At 51.4% G+C, this 20,271-nt stretch carries 22 protein-coding genes and 1 tRNA gene; 8 read left to right on the top strand and 15 right to left on the bottom strand.

Annotated features, from left to right (window positions below; genetic code table 11):
- Positions 1 to 90 precede the first annotated feature (90 nt).
- The 4 genes from deoD to deoC all read right to left on the bottom strand — a co-directional run bounded on the left by deoD (position 91) and on the right by deoC (position 4,411).
- A complete protein-coding gene (gene deoD, locus ATB02_RS04600) occupies positions 91 to 810 on the bottom strand; it encodes a purine-nucleoside phosphorylase (RefSeq protein WP_000224877.1) in 720 nt (239 codons plus the stop codon).
- A 56-nt stretch (positions 811 to 866) separates the two neighbouring features.
- Positions 867 to 2,090 (bottom strand): phosphopentomutase, encoded by a 1,224-nt coding sequence (gene deoB, locus ATB02_RS04595; RefSeq protein ID WP_000816471.1) that lies wholly within the window; start codon positions 2,088 to 2,090, stop codon positions 867 to 869.
- Positions 2,091 to 2,141: 51 nt separating this feature from the next.
- Positions 2,142 to 3,464, bottom strand: a complete 1,323-nt coding sequence (deoA, locus tag ATB02_RS04590; protein WP_105271161.1) for a thymidine phosphorylase — start codon at positions 3,462 to 3,464, stop codon at positions 2,142 to 2,144.
- 167 nt (positions 3,465 to 3,631) lie between these two features.
- Positions 3,632 to 4,411: a deoxyribose-phosphate aldolase gene (gene deoC, locus ATB02_RS04585; RefSeq protein ID WP_001295412.1), complete on the bottom strand. Its 780-nt coding sequence runs from the start codon at positions 4,409 to 4,411 to the stop codon at positions 3,632 to 3,634.
- 258 nt (positions 4,412 to 4,669) lie between these two features.
- Between deoC and ATB02_RS04580 the strand changes: the two genes are divergently transcribed.
- Together ATB02_RS04580 and ATB02_RS04575 are read left to right on the top strand one after the other, a co-directional pair.
- Positions 4,670 to 6,220 (top strand): YjjI family glycine radical enzyme, encoded by a 1,551-nt coding sequence (locus ATB02_RS04580; RefSeq protein WP_105271160.1) that lies wholly within the window; start codon positions 4,670 to 4,672, stop codon positions 6,218 to 6,220.
- Positions 6,192 to 7,055 (top strand): YjjW family glycine radical enzyme activase, encoded by an 864-nt coding sequence (locus tag ATB02_RS04575; protein WP_105271159.1) that lies wholly within the window; start codon positions 6,192 to 6,194, stop codon positions 7,053 to 7,055. The genes ATB02_RS04580 and ATB02_RS04575 overlap by 29 nt, the downstream gene beginning before the upstream one ends.
- Positions 7,056 to 7,185: 130 nt before the next feature.
- Here the strand turns inward: ATB02_RS04575 and ATB02_RS04570 are convergent, their stop codons facing one another.
- The 8 genes from ATB02_RS04570 to holD form a co-directional block, all read right to left on the bottom strand.
- The gene (locus tag ATB02_RS04570) at positions 7,186 to 7,968 is read right to left on the bottom strand and encodes a metal-dependent hydrolase (protein WP_039020383.1); all 783 of its coding nucleotides are present in this window, start codon (positions 7,966 to 7,968) and stop codon (positions 7,186 to 7,188) included.
- Positions 7,965 to 9,038, bottom strand: coding sequence for a patatin-like phospholipase family protein (locus ATB02_RS04565; protein ID WP_000531528.1), 1,074 nt, complete (start codon positions 9,036 to 9,038; stop codon positions 7,965 to 7,967). The genes ATB02_RS04570 and ATB02_RS04565 overlap by 4 nt, the downstream gene beginning before the upstream one ends.
- A 121-nt stretch (positions 9,039 to 9,159) precedes the next feature.
- A complete protein-coding gene (locus tag ATB02_RS04560; RefSeq protein ID WP_000490275.1) occupies positions 9,160 to 9,321 on the bottom strand; it encodes a DUF1328 domain-containing protein in 162 nt (53 codons plus the stop codon).
- A gap of 126 nt (positions 9,322 to 9,447) precedes the next feature.
- Complete coding sequence (gene osmY / locus ATB02_RS04555; protein WP_001295410.1) at positions 9,448 to 10,053, bottom strand: molecular chaperone OsmY; 606 nt, start codon at positions 10,051 to 10,053, stop codon at positions 9,448 to 9,450.
- Positions 10,054 to 10,445: 392 nt separating this feature from the next.
- Entirely contained in the window at positions 10,446 to 12,035 is a 1,590-nt protein-coding gene (gene prfC / locus ATB02_RS04550; protein ID WP_000175940.1) for a peptide chain release factor 3, read from the bottom strand.
- A gap of 90 nt (positions 12,036 to 12,125) precedes the next feature.
- Positions 12,126 to 12,803, bottom strand: coding sequence for a pyrimidine 5'-nucleotidase (gene yjjG / locus ATB02_RS04545; RefSeq protein WP_000870712.1), 678 nt, complete (start codon positions 12,801 to 12,803; stop codon positions 12,126 to 12,128).
- Positions 12,804 to 12,817: 14 nt separating this feature from the next.
- The gene (rimI, locus tag ATB02_RS04540; RefSeq protein ID WP_001092449.1) at positions 12,818 to 13,264 is read right to left on the bottom strand and encodes a ribosomal protein S18-alanine N-acetyltransferase; all 447 of its coding nucleotides are present in this window, start codon (positions 13,262 to 13,264) and stop codon (positions 12,818 to 12,820) included.
- Positions 13,233 to 13,646: a DNA polymerase III subunit psi gene (gene holD / locus ATB02_RS04535; protein WP_000204018.1), complete on the bottom strand. Its 414-nt coding sequence runs from the start codon at positions 13,644 to 13,646 to the stop codon at positions 13,233 to 13,235. Before holD ends, rimI begins: the two co-directional genes overlap by 32 nt.
- A 102-nt stretch (positions 13,647 to 13,748) precedes the next feature.
- Between holD and rsmC the strand changes: the two genes are divergently transcribed.
- On the top strand, positions 13,749 to 14,780 hold the full coding sequence (gene rsmC, locus ATB02_RS04530; protein ID WP_001272320.1) for a 16S rRNA (guanine(1207)-N(2))-methyltransferase RsmC: 1,032 nt from the start codon (positions 13,749 to 13,751) through the stop codon (positions 14,778 to 14,780).
- Between the two features lie 300 nt (positions 14,781 to 15,080).
- Positions 15,081 to 15,167, top strand: a tRNA-Leu gene (locus tag ATB02_RS04525).
- Between the two features lie 38 nt (positions 15,168 to 15,205).
- On the opposite strand, the gene ATB02_RS04520 is transcribed toward ATB02_RS04525, so the two are convergent.
- Complete coding sequence (locus ATB02_RS04520) at positions 15,206 to 15,442, bottom strand: DUF1435 domain-containing protein (RefSeq protein WP_123009408.1); 237 nt, start codon at positions 15,440 to 15,442, stop codon at positions 15,206 to 15,208.
- 140 nt (positions 15,443 to 15,582) lie between these two features.
- On the opposite strand from ATB02_RS04520, the gene fhuF reads away from it, so the two are divergent.
- Entirely contained in the window at positions 15,583 to 16,371 is a 789-nt protein-coding gene (gene fhuF / locus ATB02_RS04515; RefSeq protein WP_105271158.1) for a siderophore-iron reductase FhuF, read from the top strand.
- Positions 16,372 to 16,409: 38 nt separating this feature from the next.
- On the opposite strand, the gene bglJ is transcribed toward fhuF, so the two are convergent.
- Together bglJ and ATB02_RS04505 are read right to left on the bottom strand one after the other, a co-directional pair.
- Positions 16,410 to 17,087 (bottom strand): DNA-binding transcriptional activator BglJ, encoded by a 678-nt coding sequence (bglJ, locus tag ATB02_RS04510; RefSeq protein ID WP_001353481.1) that lies wholly within the window; start codon positions 17,085 to 17,087, stop codon positions 16,410 to 16,412.
- The gene (locus ATB02_RS04505; protein ID WP_097505658.1) at positions 17,045 to 17,770 is read right to left on the bottom strand and encodes a helix-turn-helix domain-containing protein; all 726 of its coding nucleotides are present in this window, start codon (positions 17,768 to 17,770) and stop codon (positions 17,045 to 17,047) included. The genes bglJ and ATB02_RS04505 overlap by 43 nt, the downstream gene beginning before the upstream one ends.
- A 618-nt stretch (positions 17,771 to 18,388) precedes the next feature.
- On the opposite strand from ATB02_RS04505, the gene ATB02_RS04500 reads away from it, so the two are divergent.
- The 3 genes from ATB02_RS04500 (at position 18,389) to dnaT (ending at position 20,270) form a co-directional block, all read left to right on the top strand.
- Positions 18,389 to 19,159, top strand: coding sequence for a threonine/serine ThrE exporter family protein (locus ATB02_RS04500; protein ID WP_105271157.1), 771 nt, complete (start codon positions 18,389 to 18,391; stop codon positions 19,157 to 19,159).
- Positions 19,150 to 19,623, top strand: a complete 474-nt coding sequence (locus ATB02_RS04495; RefSeq protein ID WP_000538189.1) for a threonine/serine exporter — start codon at positions 19,150 to 19,152, stop codon at positions 19,621 to 19,623. The genes ATB02_RS04500 and ATB02_RS04495 overlap by 10 nt, the downstream gene beginning before the upstream one ends.
- Positions 19,624 to 19,730: 107 nt before the next feature.
- Entirely contained in the window at positions 19,731 to 20,270 is a 540-nt protein-coding gene (dnaT, locus tag ATB02_RS04490) for a primosomal protein DnaT (protein ID WP_000098818.1), read from the top strand.
- The last annotated feature ends 1 nt before the right edge of the window (position 20,271 follow it).

Genomic DNA, 20,271 nt, shown 5'->3' with positions numbered 1-20,271 from the left:
AATCAGTCGCTATTGATGAATAGATACTAAAAAGCCGGAGCAGTTTCCCGCTCCGGCTTCACACGACAATCGCCTTTCAGCGAAACACAATTACTCTTTATCGCCCAGCAGAACGGATTCCAGTGCGATTTTGATCATGTCGTTGAAGGTAGTCTGACGCTCAGCGGCAGTGGTCTGCTCGTGCGTGCGGATATGGTCAGATACGGTGCAGATGGTCAGGGCTTTCGCGCCGAATTCTGCAGCGACGCCGTAGATACCAGCCGCTTCCATTTCCACACCGAGGATGCCGTATTTTTCCATCACGTCGAACATTTCGCCGTCCGGAGAGTAGAACAGGTCAGCGGAGAATAGGTTACCAACGCGAGCATCAATGCCCAGTGCTTTAGCTGCATCTACTGCGTTACGCACCATGTCGAAGTCAGCGATAGCTGCAAAGTCATGGTCTTTAAAACGGATGCGGTTAACTTTGGAATCGGTGCAGGCACCCATACCAATCACTACGTCACGCAGTTTTACGTGCGGCAGAACTGCGCCACAGGAACCAACGCGAATGATTTTCTTCACGCCGAAATCGGTGATCAGTTCTTTAGTGTAGATGGAGCAGGACGGGATACCCATACCGTGGCCCATTACAGAAATTTTGCGGCCTTTGTAAGTACCGGTGAAGCCCAGCATACCGCGAACGTTGTTCACTTCACGAGCATCTTCAAGGAAAGTTTCAGCAATATACTTCGCACGCAGCGGGTCGCCTGGCATCAAAACTACGTCAGCGAAATCGCCCATTTCTGCATTAATGTGTGGAGTAGCCATCATTTTATCCTTTTTGTGACATATTAAAGGCGGAGTCACTGCTCCGCCCAAATCCATCAGAACATGGCTTTGCCATATTCCATATCAGAAGTACCAAAATATTTTGCCAGAGTCTGGCCGATATCCGCGAAAGTTTCACGGTGCCCCAGCGAACCCGGTTTTACTTTCGGGCCGTAAACCAGTACCGGAATGTGTTCACGGGTATGGTCAGTACCGGTCCAGGTCGGATCACAACCATGGTCAGCAGTGAGGATCAGGATGTCGTCATCGCGCAGCAAAGACATCAGCTCTGGCAGACGGCGGTCGAACAGTTCCAGACCCGCAGCATAACCGGCAACGTCGCGACGGTGACCCCAGGAAGAGTCGAAGTCAACGAAGTTGGTGAAGACGATGGTGTTATCACCCGCTTCTTTCATCTCTTTGATGGTGGCGTCAAACAGCGCGTCCAGGCCGGTCGCTTTCACTTTTTTGGTGATGCCGCAGTTAGCGTAGATGTCTGCAATTTTACCGACAGAAACCACCTGGCCGTGTTTTTCATCAACCAGTTTCTGCAGCACGGTCGGTGCTGGCGGTTCAACAGCCAGGTCGTGACGGTTACCGGTACGCTGGAAGTTACCGGCTTTATCGCCGATAAACGGACGAGCGATAACACGACCGATGTTGTAGCCGCCGTTGGTCAGCTCTTCACGGGCGATTTCGCACAGTTCGTAGAGTTTATCCAGACCGAAAGTTTCTTCATGGCAGGCAATCTGGAACACGGAGTCAGCGGAGGTATAGAAAATCGGCTTGCCGGTTTTCATGTGCTCTTCGCCCAGCTGATCCAGAATGACCGTACCGGAAGAGTGGCAGTTACCGAGGTAACCCGGCAGATTAGCGCGCTCGACCAGTTTATCCAGCAGCTCTTGCGGGAAGCTATTTTCGTGATCGGAGAAGTATCCCCATTCAAACAGAACCGGGACACCGGCGATTTCCCAGTGACCAGACGGGGTATCTTTACCGGATGACATTTCGTGCGCCCATGCGTACGCGCCGATAACTTCAGCGTTGCCGTCCATTCCCGCCGGAATGAAACCGGTAGAACCTTCGTGTGCTTTCGCCAACCCCAGACGGGTCAGATTTGGCAGATTGAGCGGGCCTTTACGACCATTATCAGCTTCGCCTTTGGCACAAGCTTCTGCGATATGACCCAGGGTGTCAGCCCCGACGTCACCAAAGCGTTCTGCATCTTCTGTAGCGCCGATGCCGAATGAGTCCAGCACCATAATAAATGCACGTTTCATATGTTCTCCGTACTCAGTGCTTCAAATTTAAATGATCAGATCAGTATACCGTTATTCGCTGATACGGCGATAGACAGTTGGTGTGCTTTCCGGTGCTTTATCGGCAAGTTTAATTGCCGCTTTCACCGCTTTCGCCGCTTCCTGCCAGCTGTTTTCGTCTTTCGCGTGGATAACCGCCAGCGGACGCTGACCGTCTACCTGGTCGCCCAGACGCGCCATATCAGTAAAGCCGACGCTGTAATCGATGGTGTCAGATGCCTGACGGCGACCGCCGCCCATTGCAACCACTGCCATTCCCAGCGCGCGGGTATCCATTTCACTGACAAAACCTTCGGTATCAGCATAGACTGCTTTCGTCAGCATCGCTGTCGGCAGATACTTCGCGTAGTTCTCAACGAAGTCGGTCGGGCCTTTTTGTGCCGCTACCATACGGCCAAAGACTTCTGCCGCTTTACCGTTGTCCAGTACCGCCTGCAATTTCGCGCGCGCTTCGGCGTCATCTTTCGCCAGTTTGCCGGAGGTAAGCATCTCCACACACAACGCCATCGTGACATCAAACAGACGCGGGTTACGGTACTCACCTGTCAGGAACTGCACCGCTTCACGTACTTCAACCGAGTTACCGGCACTGGAGGCCAGCACCTGATTCATGTCGGTGAGTAGCGCGGTGGTGCGCACGCCAGCGCCGTTAGCCACGCCAACAATCGCTTCGGCAAGGGCTTCAGAGAGTTCGTAGGTCGGCATAAATGCACCGCTACCGACTTTCACGTCCATCACCAGTGCATCCAGACCTTCCGCCAGTTTCTTCGCCAGGATCGAGGCAGTGATCAGCGGGATGGAATCCACGGTTGCGGTAATATCGCGGGTCGCATAGAAACGTTTATCCGCCGGAGCCAGTGAACTGGTCTGGCCAATAATCGCCACGCCGACGTCTTTAATAATTTCGCGGAAACGGTTGTCATCCGGGAAGATGTCGAAGCCAGGGATGGATTCCAGTTTGTCGAGCGTACCGCCAGTATGGCCGAGGCCGCGACCGGAGATCATCGGAATATAGCCGCCGCAGGCTGCGACCATTGGCCCCAACATCAGCGAAGTCACATCGCCGACGCCGCCGGTCGAGTGTTTATCAACAATCGGGCCATTCAGATGCAGGCTTTTCCAGTCGAGAACGGTTCCTGAATCTCGCATCGCCATCGTCAGCGAGACACGCTCCGGCATTGTCATATCGTGGAAGAAAATGGTCATCGCGAGGGCGGCAATCTGCCCTTCGGAGATAGTGTTGTCGCGAATGCCGTTGATAAAGAAGCGAATTTCTTCATCGCTCAGCGCATGACCATCACGTTTTTTACGAATAATTTCTTGTGCGAGAAACAAGGTAACCTCCCGTGGAATAAGTTTGAAGGCGTTGTTGCCAGATGGCGGATGTTGTTATTGCCTGATGCGATGCTGACGCATCTTACAAGGCCTACACGGCAATCGTCCCGTAGGCCGGATAAGGCGTTCGCGCCGCATCCGGCATCCACCCTCTGGCAAAAGGCAGCTTAGTAGCTGCTGGCGCTCTTACCGTCGCCGTGGCCCAGCGCTTTCAGCAGGCTTGCCAGCAGGCTGGAAGCACCAAAGCGGTAGTGACGCGCATCAGCCCAGTCAGCACCGAACAGTTCATCTGCAATCGCGAGATATTTCTGCGCATCTTCCGCAGTACGCACGCCGCCCGCCGGTTTGAAACCAACGGTTTTCTCTACGCCCATATCACGGATCACTTCCATCATGATGCGCGCGCTTTCCGGCGTCGCGTTCACTGCTACTTTACCGGTAGAGGTTTTGATGAAATCAGCACCCGCTTTGATGGAGATTTCAGACGCTTTGCGGATCAGCGCTTCGTCTTTCAGTTCGCCGGTTTCAATAATCACTTTCAGCAGTACGTTCGCTGCTGCGCAAGCCTCTTTACAGGCTTTCACCAGATCAAAACCAACCTGCTCGTTACCCGCCATCAGTGCACGGTACGGGAACACCACATCAACTTCATCGGCACCGTAGGCGATTGCCGCACGGGTTTCTGCCAGCGCGATTTCGATGTCGTCGTTACCGTGTGGGAAGTTAGTTACCGTAGCGATACGGATTTCCGGGGTGCCCTGCTCTTTCAGCGTTTTGCGAGCAATCGGGATAAAGCGAGGATAGATACAGATAGCGGCGGTATTACCGACCGGAGTTTTGGCCTGATGACACAGAGCGATCACTTTCTCGTCGGTATCGTCGTCATTCAGGGTGGTCAGGTCCATCAATTTCAGTGCACGCAGGCTGCTTGCTTTCAGATCAGTCATTTCATTCTCCTGGCTTGTCGCCAATAAAATTCACCTTGCGAGTTTGTTAGTATTCTAACATCGACTCCGCAACACACTTCGATATACATCACAATTAAGGAAATCTACTTACAAAATTGCATTACTGTAATGCGATCTGGTTCAAATAATTCACTTTCAAATGAATGCGTCAGTGGTGGCAAACGCATCAGGATCAAAGTGAACATCACGAAACTTCTTACAATGGCGCATCACCTTCGGCATAAAAAGGAACAGAAGATGCCCACTTCTCATGAAAATGCACTGCAACAACGTTGCCAGCAAATTGTCACCAGTCCGGTACTTAGCCCGGAGCAGAAGCGCCATTTTCTGGCGCTGGAAGCAGAAAACAATCTGCCTTACCCACAGCTTCCTGCCGAAGCCCGCCGCGCGCTGGATGAAGGTGTAATCTGCGATATGTTTGAAGGTCATGCGCCGTATAAACCGCGCTATGTCTTACCCGATTACGCCCGTTTTTTGGCCAACGGTTCCGAATGGCTGGAGCTGGAAGGCGCAAAAGATCTTGATGACGCACTCTCTCTGCTGACCATTCTTTACCACCACGTTCCTTCGGTCACATCGATGCCGGTCTACCTGGGGCAACTGGATGCGTTGTTGCAACCGTATGTTAGAATTCTAACACAAAACGAGATCGATATTCGAATAAAACGTTTCTGGCGTTACCTCGACAGAACCCTGCCAGATGCCTTTATGCACGCCAATATTGGCCCGTCTGATTCGCCCATTACCCGTGCGATTTTACGCGCAGACGCAGAGCTGAAGCAGGTTTCACCGAACCTGACTTTTATCTACGATCCTGAAATCACCCCTGATGACCTGCTGCTGGAAGTGGCGAAAAACATCTGTGAATGTAGCAAACCGCACATCGCCAACGGTCCCGTGCATGATAAAATTTTCACAAAAGGGAGCTACGGGATTGTGAGCTGTTACAACTCACTGCCGTTAGCGGGTGGTGGCAGTACGCTGGTACGCCTCAACCTGAAAGCCATTGCCGAGCGCAGTGAATCGCTGGATGACTTCTTTACGCGCACTCTACCGCACTACTGCCAACAGCAGATCGCCATCATCGATGCGCGGTGTGAATTCCTCTATCAACAATCACACTTCTTTGAGAATAGCTTCCTGGTGAAAGAAGGGCTGATTAACCCTGAACGTTTTGTGCCAATGTTTGGCATGTACGGACTGGCAGAAGCGGTTAACTTGTTGTGTGAGAAAGAAGGAATTGCCGCACGTTACGGTAAAGAAGCCGCTGCGAATGAAGTGGGTTATCGCATTAGCGCGCAACTGGCGGAATTTGTCGCCAATACCCCCGTGAAATATGGCTGGCAAAATCGCGCCATGCTACACGCACAGTCGGGGATCAGTTCTGATATCGGCACCACGCCGGGCGCACGTTTGCCATATGGTGATGAGCCAGATCCGATTACCCATCTGCAAACCGTCGCCCCGCATCATGCTTATTATTACTCTGGAATCAGCGACATTCTGACGCTCGACGAAACCATCAAACGTAATCCGCAGGCGCTGGTACAGCTTTGCCTCGGTGCCTTTAAAGCCGGAATGCGTGAATTTACCGCCAATGTCAGCGGTAACGATCTGGTTCGCGTTACCGGTTATATGGTGCGTTTGTCGGATTTAGAAAAATATCGTGCCGAAGGTTCACGTACCAATACCACCTGGCTGGGAGAAGAAGCCGCACGCAACACTCGTATTCTGGAACGCCAGCCGCGCGTTATAAGCCATGAACAGCAGATGCGCTTTAGTCAGTAAGATTATCCCCTTCTCCTGCGTTGACGGGCCAGGTAGTCGCCTGGCTCTGTTTTTACAGGGCTGTAATCTGCGCTGCAAAAACTGTCACAATCCGTGGACAATGGGGCGCTGTAATGATTGCGGGGAGTGCGTGCCACAGTGTCCGCATCAGGCGTTGCAGATTGTTAACAGCAAAGTAGTGTGGAACGCAGCCGTCTGCGAGCAGTGTGATACCTGCCTGAAGATGTGTCCACAACATGCCACGCCAATGGCGCAATCCATGAGCGTGGACGAGGTGCTTAGCCATATCCGCAAAGCGGTGCTGTTTATCGAAGGGATAACGGTAAGCGGCGGCGAAGCCACGACCCAGCTGCCGTTTGTGGTGGCGCTGTTTACTGCTATCAAAAATGATCCACAACTGTGTCATCTCACCTGTCTGGTGGACAGTAACGGCATGTTGAGCGAAACCGGCTGGGAAAAATTACTCCCAGTGTGCGACGGCGCGATGCTCGATCTCAAAGCGTGGGGAAGCGAATGTCATCAACAGCTAACCGGACGCGATAATCAGCAGATCAAGCGCAGCATTAGTCTGCTTGCCGAGCGCGGCAAACTGGCAGAACTGCGTTTGCTGGTAATCCCAGGCCACGTGGATTATTTGCAGCATATCGATGAGCTGGCGGCGTTTATCAAGGGACTTGGCGATGTTCCGGTACGCCTGAACGCGTTTCATGCCCACGGCGTGTATGGCGAGGCGCAAAGCTGGGCGAGCGCCACGCCGGAAGACGTTAAGCAATTGGCTGATGCGTTACGGGAGCACGGGGTGAGCCGATTAATATTTCCGGCGCTGTATTTGTGACATGCCGGATGCGGCCTACGGTTCGGCACAGACTTGTAGGCATGATAAGACGCGTCAAGCGTCGCATCAGGCATTGTGCGTCGACTGCCGGATGCGGCGTGAACGCCTTATCCGGCTTACGAAGGGCAAACTACCCACGAACGTTAAACACCGCATACGTGTTATTAAGCAACACTTCGGCAATCTCATCCGCGGGTTCCGGGCGTAACTCGCATAGCACGGCAAACACACGGGCGGCCTGCTCCGGGTGATTAGGCTGCCCCTGAAAACCATTGAGCGGCATATCCGGCGCGTCGGTTTCCAGCAACAACGATGCCAGCGGCAGCTTTGCGATGACATCGCGGGTTTTACTGGCGCGTGGATAGGTGATAGTACCGCCTACGCCAATTTTGTAGCCCAGCTGCACAAACCGTTCGGCCTGTTGCAGGCTGCCAGAAAAACCATGAACCACACCAGTGCGTGGCAAATTTTGGCGTTTAAGATGCATCGCCAGTTTGTCGTGCGTGCGCCGTGAATGAAGGATCACCGGCAGATCGTAGCGTTTCGCCAGTTTCAGTTGTTCATCAAGCAACCACTGCTGCCTCTCAAATTGCGGATCGTCACCAAAGAGATCCAGGCCGATCTCCCCCACCGCCACCACCTTCGTCGGACGTCTTCCCAACGCCTGCTGTAACTGATCCAGCGATGCATCGTTATGTTTTTCCAACATCCCCGGATGCAACCCTAAAGCGGCATACAGCGGTTGATAATTTTCCGCTAACGCCTGCACGCGGGCAAAATTTGCCGCCTCGGTGGCCGGAACAATGATCTTGCCTACGCCCGCTTGTGCCGCGCGTTGCAGGCTGGCCTCTTCATCGCCACTAAACGGCGGGAAATCAAAATGGCAGTGGGTGTCGATAAAACGGCAAATCAAGCCAAATCCTCATTGTTAAATGTCGGGTCGTTCGCCTGTGGAGCGTCTATCACCTCGGTAACCAGCGTATCGTTGGCGACGGGTGCAGGCGGAATAACGATCGACTCCGGCGTCACCACCGGCACCAGATGGCGGCTCAGCGGCGCTTTTTCAGTCAATAACTTACCGACCGTTGCCAGAAAATAACGCCCGCATAAACGCCCAAGTTTATAGTCTTCACGCAGCGCCGGAATCCGACTGCCGAGCGCGATACTATGTAATGGCTTCGGCGGATAAATTTCGAATATCCTCAACTGGCCCGGTGGTTTCTCAATAAATTGCTGAATCTCACGATAGCTGGTTTCATGATGCTGCACCAGATTGACCAGCGGCTGCAGGCTACTGTCACCCAGCCAGCGTTCCATGCGTTTGAACCACTGCGGCGTGTAGTACATTTGTGACGGCACAGTGCGGATGACGACCAGTGTTTTTGCTCCCTGCCTTGCCGCCTCTTTAACCGGGATCGCATCACTGATCCCGCCATCCAGGTAATTAATGCCTTCCAGCGACACTCCGCTACGATAAAAGCCAGGTATTGCACTGGAGGCGCGAATCACATCCAGCCAGTTCTGTTTGGTTGGCAAAAAGTAATTCGGCGCATAGTCATCCTGACGACAAGCGCACATATAAAACGATTTGCCGCTGTCAAATAGCCGCGCTGCGGTGTCCATTTGCAACGGCATCTGGCTTGCGGTGGCCTCCACCAGCCAGTCGAGATCGATAAGATTTCCTCCACGGACAAAGCGCAATGGATCGAAAAATTCGCGTTTTGTGGTGTAACGCATGATGACTTTGCGCGCGTAACCGGGCTGATTGCAGATATACGCCGAGAGGTTCTGCGCCCCGGCAGATGTGCCGAGATAAAGATCGAAAGGATTAAACTGCGCACGCATAAACTCATCCAGCACGCCAGCCGTGAAAATTCCACGCTGTCCGCCGCCTTCGCACACCAGAGCAATCCGTCCAGGCTGGAACGGCCTTAGCGACAACGGCGCAATATTACCAAGCGTTACAGGTATTCGCTGCCCCACCTCTGCCTTCCTGTTTTTGTTGTGAAAGAATGACAAAGTAACGCAATTTATTATTCGCTAAAACCGCAAAAGCCAGTCCGCTGGACTGGCTTTGGATAAAATTTTCTTAATGGTCTGAAATCTAGGGTCGTTTTCGGCCCATGAACAAACTCACCAGGAACAGAATAATCCCGACGACAAAGACAATTTTAGCTGCGCCTGCAGCAGTACCGGCCAGACCACCAAACCCAAGTGCGGCGGCGATTAACGCGATAACCAGAAATATGATGCCCCAACGAAACATAAGCGTCTCCTTTACCATAGTTAATGTCACCGCTTGATATGAGCGTGAAAATCACTCAATGCGATATTTTTAGTGTGGTGCACATCGCGCCTCCCGACAAAGTTCGGGAGGTCGAATTACGACGAATTACTTAGTTTTCAGATCATTTTTAACGCTTTTCACACCGTCTACCGCTTTGGCGATACTTTCAGCACGGTCGCTCTGTGCCTGAGAATCTACGGTACCGGAGAGCTGAACCACACCATCGGTGGTTTCAACTTTCACTTTACGTGAAGGGACGATATCGTCCGCCAGCAGTTTGGCTTTGATTTCACTGGTGGTGGCGGTGTCACCCGCGTAGCCCTTCACAGAGCCTTCTTTAGCGTCGCGAACGTGCAGTTTGTCGCTGACAGAGGTCACGCCTTCAACGCCTTTCGCCACTTTCACTGCCTCTTCGGCCTGGGCCTGGCTTTCAACGAAACCGCTCAGAGTCACGACTTTTTGATCGGTTTTGACAGAGATATCGGTGCTCTTGATGTTGTCATGATCCACCAGGGCCGCCTTCACTTTCGCGGTGATTGCACTGTCATCCATGAAATTACCGACTTTATTCATAGAGCTATCGACTTTTTGCCCTGCGCTTTCATTGGTAGTCTGCGCGTTGTTTTCTGCGTAGGCAGAGCCGGTCGCGACGGCAGAGGTCAACATTACAGCCAGCAGAGTTTTCGAAATCTTCAGTCTTGTCATAGTCATCGATTTATTCCTGTATGTTTGCTCGTAATTTGAGCCTGGCAACACGAGGTTGCATTGCTGAATAGGGAGAGACTTCACCCTCTACAGAAGTCAATGGTCTCCATCACAAAATCGATGGGTGATGAATAACGACCATTACAGCCTCTGAATCAGTTATTAATATCGGTAGAATGACAATTGACGGCTTTAGATACTGATATCTACGCATTGAACGGTATTTAACGCCGTCAGAAATGTCATTACTTTGTTAAATATAGATCACAATTTTGAAACCGCTCGGGATATCAGCGAAAACATAAGCAAAAGTGAATGTTTTAAGAACATTCCGTAAGCGGCTAATAAGGAAGGGAAATTGACAGGGCGCAGCGGCTGCCGCACCCTGGAGGCAAGAATTAATGCTCGCGAGTCTGGTGGAACTGAACGTCCGGATAACGTTCCTGCGCCAGGCGCAGGTTGACCATGCTGGTAGCGATGTAAGCGAGGTTATCGCCGCCATCAAGCGCCAGTTGGCTTTCGTTCTTACGCTTGAACTCTTCGAATTTCTTCGCGTCCGCACATTCTACCCAGCGTGCAGTGGCAACGTTGACTGACTCATACACTGCTTCAACGTTGTATTCGCTCTTCAGGCGCGCTACCACCACATCAAACTGCAGCACACCAACCGCACCAACGATCAAATCGTTGTTGGAGATCGGACGGAACACCTGCACCGCGCCCTCTTCGGAAAGCTGTACCAGCCCTTTGAGCAGCTGTTTTTGCTTCAGCGGATCTTTCAGGCGGATACGACGGAACAGTTCTGGCGCGAAGTTCGGAATACCGGTGAACTTCATCATCTCACCCTGGGTAAAGGTGTCGCCGATCTGAATGGTGCCGTGGTTGTGCAGACCAAGGATATCGCCAGGATACGCTTCTTCAACATGCGAACGGTCACCCGCCATAAAGGTCAGCGCGTCGGAGATCACCACATCTTTCGCAGTACGCACCTGGCGCAGCTTCATGCCTTTTTCATATTTACCGGACACCACACGCATAAACGCCACGCGGTCGCGGTGTTTCGGGTCCATGTTGGCCTGAATTTTAAATACGAAGCCGGTAAATTTGTCTTCGCTCGCCTCTACGGTACGGGTATCAGTCTGACGCGGCATCGGCGCTGGGGCCCACTCCACCAGGCCATCCAGCATATGATCAACGCCGAAGTTACCCAGCGCAGTACCAAAGAACACTGGAGTAATTTCGCCCGCAAGGAACAATTCTTTGTCGAACTCGTTAGACGCGCCTTTCACCAGTTCCAGTTCGTCACGCAGCTGCTGTGCCAGATCTTCACCAACCGCAGCATCGAGATCCGGGTTATTCAGCCCTTTAACAATGCGGACTTCCTGAATGGTGTGCCCTTTACCGCTCTGATAGAGATAGGTTTCATCTTTATAAAGGTGGTAAACGCCTTTAAACAGCTTGCCGCAGCCAATCGGCCAGGTGATCGGTGCACAGCCGATTTTCAGCTCGTTCTCAACTTCATCGAGCAGCTCCATCGGATCGCGGATATCACGGTCAAGTTTGTTCATAAAGGTGAGGATCGGCGTATCGCGCAGACGGGTAACTTCCATCAGCTTACGGGTACGATCTTCAACACCTTTTGCAGCGTCGATAACCATCAGGCAGCAGTCCACCGCCGTCAGGGTACGATAGGTATCTTCCGAGAAGTCTTCGTGCCCGGGGGTGTCGAGCAGGTTAACCAGGCAGTCGTGATACGGAAACTGCATCACAGAGGTGGTAATGGAGATCCCACGCTGCTTTTCCATCTCCATCCAGTCCGACTTAGCGTGCTGGTTGGAACCACGGCCTTTTACTGTACCGGCAGTCTGAATGGCCTGTCCGAACAGCAGCACCTTCTCGGTGATGGTCGTTTTACCGGCGTCCGGGTGAGAAATAATGGCAAAAGTGCGGCGCTTCGCCACCTCTTGCAAATAAGGAGACAACGTCATAATTCTTTCTTCTTGAGTAAGCGGCATCGCGCCGCGCTTGTTGAAAACGAAAAATTGCGGCTATTTTACCCATCAACGGGGGGGAGGCAATCAGTGTTTACACAGGAGCTGCTCCAGTTCGTGCAACGAAGAAACGGTCCAGGTAGGCGCGATGCCTTCTGGTTGCTCGCGATTGTGCGCATTCAGCCAGCAGGTCGCAAGCCCGGCGTTGATGCCACCGAGAATATCGGACTCGGCAGTGTCGCCAACCATCAGCACGCGTGAACGGTCAGGATTGCCCGCCTGTTCCAGCGCATAATCGAAAATTTTCTTATTCGGTTTGGCTACGCCAACTTCTTCGGAAATCACCAACAAATCGAAATAATCACGCAGGCCCGTGCGTTCCAGACGCACTTGCTGCAAGGCGCTAAAGCCGTTGGTGATGATGCCGATTTTGGCGTTGCCGCGAATGGCATTAAGCAGGGAAACCGCGCCCGGCAGCGGCGTGCAAATTTCCGCCATCGCATTAATGAAGGCCTCGTTGAGTTTACCTGGCTCGACGTTCAGCCGTTCGGCCCAGCTCTCAAAACGCCCGTGCTGAAGCTGTAATGAAGTGATCGCGCCGTTTTGATAATCCACCCACAGTGGCTTGTTAACGGCCTGATAGTCCTGAAAATCTTCAGCGGTAAAGGTGACGCTGTAATCAAGAAACATCCGCTGCAGGCCGGTGAATGAGTCAAAGGTAAACAGCGTTTCATCGGCATCAAAGAAAATCCAGTCCCACTTCATTATTCCACCTTGTCTTACATACTGATTGGCAACGCCATGATGATGGCGTCTTCGCGACCGTCCTTGGTGGGGTAGTAATTGCGGCGAATCGTCGCCTCGTTAAAGCCTAAACTTTCGTACAGGGCAATGGCGGCAGCGTTTGAGGCACGGACTTCCAGCCATAGCGTCGCCACGCCGCGTTTTTCCAGTTCGTCGATCAGATGTTCCAGCAGCGCCCTTCCCAGTCCCTGACGCTGATAGTCAGGATCGACCGCAATATTGAACAATGTAGCTTCATCCAGCACCACTTGCGTAATCGCAAACGCCGCCATTTTGCCGTTTTGCGTTAACTGAAAGTTGAGATAACGCTCGCCCTGATTACTGGCAAAGGTTTTTTCACTCCACGGAAAGGCGTGGGCGCGTTGTTCAATGTGGAAAGCCGCTGGTAAATCAGTCGTTTCGAGGGAAGAAATCGTGTTCATATGTGCAAATTTGTTGCCATAACGCGGCGCGTGCCGTTGGGTTTGCCCGTAATTCGGTGAGCGCCGGTGATGCCACCTGAGCGCCTTCCAGTGATAGCGGTTCGTCAGTACCCAACCGCCAGCTGTTGCAGCGACTGCCTTGCGGCAGCATCGCGATCTTTTCTGGCGTCAGTTGCAGCACCTGGTCGGGGCTGACGGTTAATGCACGCAGAACATCGCTCACTAAAGGATCGGTCAGGGCGGGAAGATCGTTTGCCACCATCACCAGACGGACGTGTGCCGGGATCGCAATGGCAATCTCCCCCTGCAACGCGCCAGGGCGACGCAGCGACCACTGGGTAATGCCCAGTTGCTGTAACTGCCAGTCTCGTCGGGATGTCATAGCGAATCGCTCCTGTTGTCAGGGGCGCAAATATAGCAAATTCGTCGATACCGCGCCAACATATGGCTATAATCGCCGCCAGTATCAATTGAGGAGCATTCCATGTCTGCATTTACCCCGGCAAGTGAAGTCTTGCTGCGTCACAGTGATGATTTCGAACAAAGCCGTATTCTTTTTGCCGGAGACTTACAGGATGACCTGCCCGCGCGTTTAGATACCGCGGCCAGCCGTGCTCATACCCAGCAATTCCACCACTGGCAGGTGTTAAGCCGCCAGATGGGGGATAACGCCCGTTTTAGTCTGGTCGCCACGGCGGATGACGTCGCAGATTGCGATACGCTGATTTACTACTGGCCGAAGAACAAACCGGAAGCCCAGTTTCAGTTGATGAATTTACTTTCTCTGCTGCCGGTGGGGACGGATATTTTTGTTGTTGGCGAGAACCGCAGCGGCGTGCGCAGCGCCGAGCAGATGCTTGCAGATTATGCGCCGTTGAATAAAGTCGACAGCGCCCGTCGCTGTGGCCTCTATTTTGGTCGTCTGGAAAAACAGCCGGTATTTGATGCCGATAAATTCTGGGGCGAATACAGCGTCGATGGCCTGACGGTGAAAACGCTGCCTGGCGTGTTTAGCCGCGACGGTCTGGATGTCGGTAGCCAGTTGCTGCTCTCGACGTTAACTCCGCACACGAAAGGTAAAGTGCTGGATGTCGGCTGCGGTGCAGGCGTTCTTTCAGTTGCCTTTGCACGCCACTCACCGAAGATTCGTCTCACGTTGTGCGATGTTTCTGCGCCAGCAGTTGAAGCCAGCCGTGCAACACTTGCGGCCAACGGTATTGAAGGTGAAGTCTTTGCCAGCAACGTCTTTTCTGAGGTGAAAGGTCGTTTTGATATGATCATCTCCAATCCGCCGTTCCACGATGGGATGCAAACCAGTCTGGATGCAGCACAAACGCTGATTCGCGGCGCGGTGCGTCATCTTAACAGCGGCGGCGAGCTGCGAATTGTAGCGAACGCCTTCCTGCCTTACCCGGACGTGCTGGATGAGACATTTGGCTTCCACGAAGTGATCGCGCAAACCGGGCGCTTCAAGGTGTATCGCGCCATTATGACCCGCCAGGCGAAGAAAGGTTAAGTATCCCGCCGCAAGCCTTGCCGGATGCGGCGTGCTCGCCTTATACAACCTACAAAACCTGCAAGTTAGCCCTTCGTAGGCCAGATAAGACGCGCCCGCGTCGCATCTGGCATCTGCACCCAAATACCGTGTCGGATGCGGCGTGAACGCCTTATCCGACCTACAAAACCTGCACGTTAGTTTCCTGATGGACATTTTTCCAGCAATTACACCTCCGTCGATAATTAACTATTGACGAAAAGCTGAAAACCACTAGAATGCGCCTCCGTGGTAGCAATTCTTTTTAAGAATTGATGGTATGCGAAGGTGGCGGAATTGGTAGACGCGCTAGCTTCAGGTGTTAGTGTCCTTACGGACGTGGGGGTTCAAGTCCCCCCCCTCGCACCAATTATCTTTACTTCCTTTCTTGTTTCTTCCCTGTTTTGTCATCCCTGATTCAAATTCATTATCATCAGCATGATGCCAGCAATAAGCGCCAGGCATGATGGTAGCAAAATGTAATGCCGTAACTGTTTGTGATACAACATCACTGGCGTCATCACCAATCCCATCAGAATAACAATCCGCCACTGATCCGGCGATAAATCCGCATACATCAGCCCTGCAATCAGCAATCCCGGCAGCAACACTCCCCAACCACTGCCCAGCATACGTTGCAACATGGTTTCATCTCTTTCATTGATAATGATAACTAATATCATATGATAATTTTTATCATTTGCAAGCCAGAGAAATCCCTTGCTATCGGGTAAACCTATCGTTAGGATTAGCAATCATTATCATTTAGATTACTATCACGATTATGGCCTATCGTTCCGCACCGCTCTATGAAGATGTTATCTGGCGAACACATCTCCAGCCGCAGGATGCTGGGCTTGCACAAGCCGTACGGGCGACGATCGCAGAAAATCGTGAACATTTGCTGGAGTTTATCCGCCTGGATGAACCCGCCCCATTCAGTGCCCTGACGCTGGCGCAATGGTCATCACCGAATGCGTTAAGTTCTCTGTTAGCTGTTTATTCCGATCATATCTACCGCAATCAACCAACGATGATCCGCGAGAATAAGCCGCTGATCTCCCTGTGGGCGCAATGGTACATCGGCCTGATGGTGCCGCCATTAATGCTGGCCCTGTTAACGCAGGAAAAAGCATTAGATGTGTCGCCGGAACATTTCCACGTTGAGTTTCACGAAACCGGACGCGCCGCCTGTTTCTGGGTCGATGTGTATGAAGATAAAAACGCAACACCACATTCACCGCAGCAGCGAATGGAAACGTTAATTAGCAAGGCGCTTGTTCCGGTTGTGCAAGCATTAGAAGCGACTGGAGAAATTAACGGTAAACTTATCTGGAGTAATACCGGTTATTTGATCAACTGGTATCTGACTGAGATGAAACAGTTGCTCGGCGAGGCGACAGTTGAATCGCTGCGCCATGCCCTCTTTTTTGAGAAAACGCTCACTACCGGTGAAGATAATCCACTCTGGCGTACCGTGGTGCTGCGCGACGGCCTGCTGGTGCGCCGCACTTGCTGCCAGCGTTATCGCTTGCCGGATGTGCAGCAATGTGGTGACTGTACGCTGAAATAGAAAAATTTGCCGGGGAAGTAAACCCGGCATTAAGCGTATTAATAGGGGTGCAACACGTTACTTGCTTCGCAATGACGCATACATAACAGAATGTCTGCGGCCTCCAACAACCCTGCATCAGAACTGACGCCCAGTTTCGACATTACATTAAATTTATGCGCGCGGATCGTTTTGATATTGCGTTTAAGCTGCTCGGCAATTTGTGTCATTGAGTAGCCACGCGACATAAAGCGCAATATTTCTCTCTCCGTCGGGCTTAGCGTCCGGCTTTGGTTAATATACCACTGATTGTTCAATCGGTCGGTCGCCTGACGCACACCATTTAATGACAAAAAGAGTTCCTGATGAAAAATCTCCAGCGTCGACGCTTTACTTAATACACCGTCCAGCGGTGATGGCGACAATGAACCAATCAGCCGAGCTTCAATATCATCATCCGCAATAACTAAACGGCGGGTACGCGGAAACTTAATCGCCAGTTCAGTCAGGCAAGATAATCCCTCTCTGCGTTTACTTCTCATGGCAGAAAAAGAAAAAATAACCGCCGCAAACGAGATCCGCGACATGGCATCCTGAAATGACTCCTGACTGGTATAGATATGGAGCTTATAAGGGTTACCTGCAAACTTTCTGAATAAACTCTCAATACCGATACTGCTCATGACGCATTTTTCTATGAGTGCGACATTTCTCTTCTTAATTCGGCTGTGTTCCATTCTGCGGCATCTCCATAAACAGAAGGCAAGTTAAGTTCTCTTGCACCCTGCGCGCTATTTATCCATGCATACATTTCAGCGTTGCTGTGAATTGCCAGTCGACGCATCGCACTGTTTTTTTGGGCGCTGATAGTTTTATTACTTTTCTTAAGCAATGAAGCTATCTGGTTGATGCCCCATCCTTTACCTAATAGCCGCAGCACTTTGCGCTCTGAAAGAGTGAGAATGACGGAGCGATAGCTAAAATCATGCGTTTCAGTCATTGCCGGAGAGGTCAGCATGGCGCTGATACGCTCTGCGTGCGTATTGCCAGAACGCACGGTCTTGACCAGATTCTCAATGGGTTCAACATCAGACAATAATGTCGCCGTAGGGCACATGAGCAGTTCTACCGCCTGGGAATACCAGGAGCGTGACACCATGAAAACCCAGTGAATTTCCCGATATTGTGAGATTAAAGAATAATAATGCTCACAAACAGAACGAGGATCTTCACTTTCACCGGCTAAATCTGCAATAACTAATCCGGAACGACGTAATTGTAATAAGGTAAGGTCCTCCGCAGAGGCGCTGGATATTATTTTATATTCAGGGAAGTGAGTCCTCATGACCTCTTTTAACCCTGCTTGCATAACAGGTATTTTACTGATAACAATTCCATTTTTGCAGCATCCTGGCAACATATTTCCTCCACATCCACTGTCTAAAAATCATGATGGTTTATTCAGGATATTCATTCCTTAAATGTTCCCAGCAAATTAATAGATTAAGCGAATAAATTATCCTTTGCATTCACTTTCATATCAGCATACTCCTGCTGCACAATAACTCCACTGCATGTGTCAGAAGGTTAGCATCAAATGATAACCTGGTGAAATAGCCTGGAGACATTTAAAATATCTACATTAAGTTGTTAGAAATACTTAATGAAAAACAGAATTCTCATTCATTTAATTTATAATTAACTGATATCCCTTCCCGCAGGATGCAAAATCACACAATCAATATTTATTCAATAAAATCTGATAGTTTTAACTTGTTAAAATTAAAAAACGCGCCCAGTTATCTTTTATCCTGATTCGTAAGGGCTAAACAATAAATTCATTATAGTGATAATATTCATGCGATAATTTGTTTGCGGCGAGAGATAATTCGCTTTTTAACACCGAGCTTCTCCCGATAACCAGGATTAATCAGCGCAATTTTGATCTTAACCTGCCGCAAAACAACCGCGCTTCATGATACAAATGGATTCTCATTATTTGAACAATACGCAGCGCGTCTATGACAAAGGGCGAGTTATGCAAACTGAGCAACAGCGAGCCGTGACACGGCTTTGTATCCAGTGCGGATTATTTCTTTTGCAACATGGTGCGGAAAGCGCGTTGGTTGATGAGCTTTCCTCACGACTGGATCGGGCGCTGGGAATGGACAGCGTCGAAAGTTCTATCTCTTCAAACGCCATCGTGCTGACAACTATTAAAGATGGGCAATGCCTGACATCGACACGTAAAAATCACGATCGCGGCATTAATATGCATGTGGTGACTGAAGTCCAGCACATTGTGATTCTGGCGGAGCATCATCTGCTGGATTACAAAGGCGTAGAGAAAAGATTTAGCCAAATTCGGCCATTACGTTACCCGCGATGGCTGGTAGCCTTGATGGTCGGCCTTTCTTGCGCCTGTTTCTGTAAACTCAATAACGGTGGCTGGGACGGTGCCGTCATCACCTTCTTTGCCAGTACGGCCGCGATGTATATCCGCCAGCTGCTGGCACAACGTCATCTTCATCCACAGATCAACTTTTGCCTCACCGCTTTCGCCGCCACCACCATTTCCGGTTTGCTTTTGCAACTTCCCACTTTCAGTAATACCCCCACCATTGCGATGGCCGCCAGCGTTCTCTTGCTGGTGCCGGGCTTTCCGTTGATTAATGCCGTCGCCGATATGTTTAAAGGCCACATCAATACCGGACTGGCACGCTGGGCGATCGCAAGTCTGCTGACACTGGCTACCTGCGTCGGCGTGGTGATGGCACTGACAATTTGGGGGCTACGCGGATGGGTGTGATCGAATTTCTGTTGGCGTTGGCGCAGGATATGATCCTCGCCGCCATTCCTGCAGTCGGCTTTGCGATGGTGTTCAACGTTCCCGTTCGGGCGTTACGCTGGTGTGCGCTGCTTGGTGCGATAGGTCATGGTTCCCGAATGATCTTAATGACCAGCGGGCTGAATATTGAGTGGTCAACCTTTATGGCCTCTATGCTGGTCGGCACCATTGGTATTCAATGGTCGCGCTGGTATCTGGCACATCCGAAAGTGTTTACCGTGGCGGCCGTTATCCCTATGTTCCCTGGCATATCGGCTTATACCGCAATGATTTCGGCGGTAAAAATCAGCCAGTTAGGCTACAGCGAGTCATTGATGATTACCCTGTTAACCAACTTTCTTACAGCTTCATCGATTGTTGGTGCGTTATCCATCGGTCTTTCCATTCCTGGATTATGGTTGTACCGCAAACGCCCTCGCGTATAAAATTGCCTCACTTAAAGCACGCGGATGAGAGACAGCCTCCTCTCCTCCGTGTGTTACTATAAAAGTTATCTCCCTTCTCGTTCATCGTTCCATATTTGAGAAACAGTATGTCTTCCAGAGTTTTGACCCCGGACGTCGTTGGTATTGACGCCCTGGTACACGATCACCAAACCGTTCTGGCAAAAGCTGAAGGCGGTGTGGTTGCCGTATTTGCTAACAATGCCCCGGCGTTTTATGCCGTCACGCCTGCGCGCCTGGCTGAACTGCTGGCGCTGGAAGAAAAGCTGGCGCGTCCAGGAAGCGATGTCGCTCTGGACGATCAACTCTATCAGGAACCGCAAGCCGCTCCCGTTGCTGTACCCATGGGGAAATTCGCCATGTATCCGGACTGGCAACCCGATGCCGACTTTATCCGCCTGGCGGCGCTATGGGGCGTGGCGCTAAGAGAGCCGGTGACCACCGAAGAACTGGCCTCATTCATTGCCTACTGGCAGGCGGAAGGTAAAGTCTTTCACCATGTACAGTGGCAACAAAAACTGGCGCGTAGCCTGCAAATCGGCCGTGCCAGCAACGGCGGACTGCCGAAACGAGATGTGAATACGGTCAGCGAACCTGACAGCCAAATTCCACCAGGATTCAGAGGGTAAC

The organism is Escherichia sp. MOD1-EC5189 (assembly GCF_002966045.1).
Lineage (GTDB): Bacteria > Pseudomonadota > Gammaproteobacteria > Enterobacterales > Enterobacteriaceae > Escherichia > Escherichia coli_F.
The sequence above is the reverse complement of the archived record's forward strand: the minus strand, read 5'-3'. Positions and strand labels throughout refer to the sequence as shown.